General features: G+C 56.2%; 3 rRNA genes. All 3 read right to left on the bottom strand.

Features of this window, described 5'->3' with window-relative positions:
• Positions 1–90: 90 nt before the first annotated feature.
• Positions 91–207, bottom strand: a 5S ribosomal RNA gene (rrf, locus tag ACFQRD_RS16615).
• A gap of 115 nt (positions 208–322) precedes the next feature.
• Positions 323–3384 (bottom strand): 23S ribosomal RNA (locus ACFQRD_RS16610).
• A gap of 369 nt (positions 3385–3753) precedes the next feature.
• Positions 3754–5272: ribosomal RNA gene (locus ACFQRD_RS16605) — 16S ribosomal RNA — on the bottom strand.
• The 16S, 23S and 5S rRNA genes sit together here, the layout of an rRNA operon.
• Between the last annotated feature and the right edge of the window lie 130 nt (positions 5273–5402).

Here is a 5402-nt window from a genome sequence, read left to right as displayed (position 1 = left end):
CGGTTGTTTTCGGGCGCGAAAAAAGGGAGTGGGAGGAGCGAAACCCCTTGTTCAAGGGGTCTCCAGCTCACTCCCACTCCCAGTGAAGATGTCCGGCGGCGACCTACTCTCCCACACCCTCGCGAGTGCAGTACCATCGGCGCAATCGAGCTTAGCTTCCGGGTTCGGAATGGAACCGGGCGTTTCCTCGACGCTATGACCGCCGTAACACGACGAGACCGAACCAGCCCACCCACACACCCCACAAAACCGGGGCACATGGCGAGGTTGTCTCTTCAGAACCACACAGTGGACGCGAACACAGCAAACAATCAAAAAATGTGTTGATAAGTCATCGGCCATTAGTACCAGTCAGCTCCACACGTTGCCGTGCTTCCACATCTGGCCTATCAACCCAGTCATCTACTGGGGGCCTCTCACACAAAAGTGTATGGATATCTCATCTTGAAGCAGGCTTCCCGCTTAGATGCTTTCAGCGGTTATCCCTTCCCGACGTAGCCAACCAGCCATGCTCTTGGCAGAACAACTGGCACACCAGAGGTCAGTCCATCCCGGTCCTCTCGTACTAGGGACAGGACTTCTCAAATATCCAACGCGCGCAGCGGATAGGGACCGAACTGTCTCACGACGTTCTAAACCCAGCTCGCGTACCGCTTTAATAGGCGAACAGCCTAACCCTTGGGACCAACTCCAGCCCCAGGATGCGACGAGCCGACATCGAGGTGCCAAACCATGCCGTCGATATGAGCTCTTGGGCAAGATCAGCCTGTTATCCCCGGGGTACCTTTTATCCGTTGAGCGACACCCATTCCACAATGAGGTGCCGGATCACTAGTTCCTGCTTTCGCACCTGCCCGACATGTCTGTCTCGCAGTCAAGCTCCCTTGTGCACTTACACTCAACACCTGATTGCCAACCAGGCTGAGGGAACCTTTGAGCGCCTCCGTTACTCTTTAGGAGGCAACCGCCCCAGTTAAACTACCCATCAGACACTGTCCCTGATCCGGATCACGGACCGAGGTTAGGAATCCAGAACGACCAGAGTGGTATTTCAACAATGACTCCACACTCACTGGCGTGAATGCTTCCCAGTCTCCCACCTATCCTACACAAGCCGTCCCGAACACCAATATCAAACTGTAGTAAAGGTCCCGGGGTCTTTCCGTCCTGCTGCGCGTAACGAGCATCTTTACTCGTAATGCAATTTCGCCGAGTTCGCGGTTGAGACAGTGGAGAAGTCGTTACGCCATTCGTGCAGGTCGGAACTTACCCGACAAGGAATTTCGCTACCTTAGGATGGTTATAGTTACCACCGCCGTTTACTGGGGCTTAAATTCTCAGCTTCGATCCGAAGATCTAACCGGTCCTCTTAACCTTCCAGCACCGGGCAGGCGTCAGTCCGTATACAGCGTTTTACAACTTCGCACGGACCTGTGTTTTTAGTAAACAGTCGCTTCTCCCTGGTCTCTGCGGCCCTCAAGGCTCTCACCTCTCGGGCCCCCCTTCTCCCGAAGTTACGGGGGCATTTTGCCGAGTTCCTTAACCACGATTCTCTCGAACGCCTCGGTATTCTCTACCTGATCACCTGAGTCGGTTTCGGGTACGGGCGACCGTATTCGTCACGCCGGAACTTTTCTAGGCAGTACAGGATCACTCACCTTCGCCCCTACGGGATCCCCATCACGTCTCACCCAATACGGCACCGCATTACCGGTGCTCGGGCTGCTCGTTTGGACGGACTATTCCATTAAGTCCGCGGAAGCTACCTCTCTGCGTCATCCCCTGCGCTGACCTACTACAGCCTTGGTTCCCAGCCTCACCATCAGCCACACCCCGAAGGGCATGGCGACAGCTCGGGTGGTTAGCATCAGCTGCCTCGGTATGGGTCCTCCTACGATCGGTTCGGGAATATCAACCCGATGTCCATCGACTACGCCTGTCGGCCTCGCCTTAGGTCCCGACTAACCCAGGGCGGATAAACCTGGCCCTGGAACCCTTGATCAATCGGCGGACGGGTTTCTCACCCGTCTTTCGCTACTCATGCCTGCATTCTCACTCGTACAGCCTCCACCACTGGGTCACCCCGCGGCTTCGCAGTCTGTACGACGCTCCCCTACCCATCCAGACATACATCTGAATGACACAGCTTCGGCGGTGTGCTTGAGCCCCGCTAAATTGTCGGCGCAGAATCACTTGACCAGTGAGCTATTACGCACTCTTTCAAGGGTGGCTGCTTCTAAGCCAACCTCCTGGTTGTCTAAGCAACTCCACATCCTTTTCCACTTAGCACACGCTTAGGGGCCTTAGCTGATGTTCTGGGCTGTTTCCCTCTCGACCATGAAGCTTATCCCCCACAGTCTCACTGCTGCGCTCTCACGTACCGGCATTCGGAGTTTGGCTAAGGTCAGTAACCCGGTGGGGCCCATCGCCTATCCAGTGCTCTACCTCCGGCACGAAACACGCAACGCTGCACCTAAATGCATTTCGGGGAGAACCAGCTATCACGAAGTTTGATTGGCCTTTCACCCCTATCCACAGGTCATCCCCTCCATTTTCAACTGAAGTGGGTTCGCGCCTCCACGCGGTCTTACCCGCGCTTCACACTGCCCATGGATAGATCACTTCGCTTCGGGTCTAGAGCCGGCGACTGAACGCCCCGTTCAGACTCGCTTTCGCTACGGCTACCCCACACGGGTTAACCTCGCCACCGACCACTAACTCGCAGGCTCATTCTTCAAAAGGCACGCCGTCACCCCAAAAGGCTCCGACGGCTTGTAGGCACACGGTTTCAGGTACTATTTCACTCCCCTCCCGGGGTGCTTTTCACCTTTCCCTCACGGTACTTGTCCGCTATCGGTCAAGAGGTAGTATTCAGGCTTACCAGGTGGTCCTGGCAGATTCACACCGGATTTCACGGGCCCGGTGCTACTCGGGAACAGCGTCACGCCGCATGCCAGTTTCGTCTACGGGGGTCACACCCTCTACGCCGTCGCACTCACCACGACTTCGACTACCAGCACACGTCCACGTCGGTCCGCCGGCAGACGGACCAGACACGTCCCACAACCCCTGACCTGCAACCCCTGCCGGGTATCACACAGACCAGGTTTAGCCTCCTCCGCTTTCGCTCGCCACTACTCACGGAATCACTATTTGTTTTCTCTTCCTGCGGGTACTGAGATGTTTCACTTCCCCGCGTTCCCTCCACACCACCTATACATTCAGTGGCGGGTACCGCGACATGACTCGCGGCGGGTTTCCCCATTCGGACATCCTCGGATCACAGTTCGGTTGTCAACTCCCCGAGGCTTTTCGCAGACTCCCACGTCCTTCGTCGGCTCCTCTTGCCAAGGCATCCACCGTGCGCCCTTAATAACTTAGGCAACACACAAAGACACAAAATCTTCAAAATTGCTTACAAGATGCTCGCGTCCACTATGTAGTTCTCAAGAAACAACCCCACACCGACACCCACAGCCACCACGGCCACAAGCATCAGGGAGGACCAGCCACACACCCCCGGCACCCCGGACCCCGAAGGACCCGGACCGGAGGCCGCGTGCAGCCTCACAACCCAATAGCGTGTCTCCACCTCGAACCACCCCGCAAGCCACGCTCCAGAACCCCGAAGGGAACGTACCAGCGACTCACACGATGATGAAGTGCCCATTCGTTGATGTTCCACCCTTGAGCAACCACCCCCACCACACTCGGGCGAGAAGATGGCCACCAATTACTGGTGATGCTCCTTAGAAAGGAGGTGATCCAGCCGCACCTTCCGGTACGGCTACCTTGTTACGACTTAGTCCCAATCACCGATCCCACCTTCGACGGCTCCCTCACAAGGATGGGCCACCGGCTTCGGGTGTTACCGACTTTCGTGACTTGACGGGCGGTGTGTACAAGGCCCGGGAACGTATTCACCGCAGCGTTGCTGATCTGCGATTACTAGCGACTCCGACTTCATGGGGTCGAGTTGCAGACCCCAATCCGAACTGAGGCCGGCTTTTTGGGATTCGCTCCACCTCACAGCTTCGCAACCCATTGTACCGACCATTGTAGCATGCTTGAAGCCCAAGACATAAGGGGCATGATGATTTGACGTCGTCCCCACCTTCCTCCGAGTTGACCCCGGCAGTCTCCCATGAGTCCCCGCCATTACGCGCTGGCAACATGGAACGAGGGTTGCGCTCGTTGCGGGACTTAACCCAACATCTCACGACACGAGCTGACGACAACCATGCACCACCTGTGCACCAGTCCAAAGAAAGCCACATTTCTGCAGCCGTCCGGTGCATGTCAAGCCTTGGTAAGGTTCTTCGCGTTGCATCGAATTAATCAGCATGCTCCGCCGCTTGTGCGGGCCCCCGTCAATTCCTTTGAGTTTTAGCCTTGCGGCCGTACTCCCCAGGCGGGGCACTTAATGCGTTAGCTACGGCGCGGAAAACGTGGAATGTCCCCCACACCTAGTGCCCAACGTTTACGGCATGGACTACCAGGGTATCTAATCCTGTTCGCTACCCATGCTTTCGCTCCTCAGTGTCAGTAATGGCCCAGAGACCTGCCTTCGCCATCGGTGTTCTTCCTGATATCTGCGCATTTCACCGCTACACCAGGAGTTCCAGTCTCCCCTACCACACTCTAGCCTGCCCGTACCCACCGCACGCCCGAGGTTGAGCCTCGGGTTTTCACGGCAGACGCGACAAGCCACCTACGAGCTCTTTACGCCCAATAATTCCGGACAACGCTTGCGCCCTACGTATTACCGCGGCTGCTGGCACGTAGTTAGCCGGCGCTTCTTCTGCAGGTACCGTCACTTTCGCTTCTTCCCTACTGAAAGAGGTTTACAACCCGAAGGCCGTCATCCCCCACGCGGCGTCGCTGCATCAGGCTTTCGCCCATTGTGCAATATTCCCCACTGCTGCCTCCCGTAGGAGTCTGGGCCGTGTCTCAGTCCCAGTGTGGCCGGTCGCCCTCTCAGGCCGGCTACCCGTCATCGCCTTGGTGAGCCATTACCTCACCAACAAACTGATAGGCCGCGAGTCCATCCCTCACCGAAAAACTTTCCAACCCACACCATGCGGTGCGAGCTCATATCCGGTATTAGCCTCGATTTCTCGAGGTTATCCCGAAGTGAAGGGCAGGTTACTCACGTGTTACTCACCCGTTCGCCACTAATCAGACCGTGCAAGCACGGTCGTCATCGTTCGACTTGCATGTGTTAAGCACGCCGCCAGCGTTCGTCCTGAGCCAGGATCAAACTCTCCATGAAAACATAGAAAAAACCCTGGCAAACAACAAACAACCAGCATATAACTGCTGTATCATCCGTTAAAATTTGCCAATCAAATATTGGCATCAACAAACAGACACGCTATTGAGATATCAAGCAACACGCGCAC

It is taken from the genome of Brachybacterium sp. GCM10030268, from assembly GCF_042666305.1.
Taxonomy (GTDB): Bacteria; Actinomycetota; Actinomycetes; order Actinomycetales; family Dermabacteraceae; genus Brachybacterium.
This window is presented reverse-complemented; position numbering and strand designations above follow the sequence as displayed.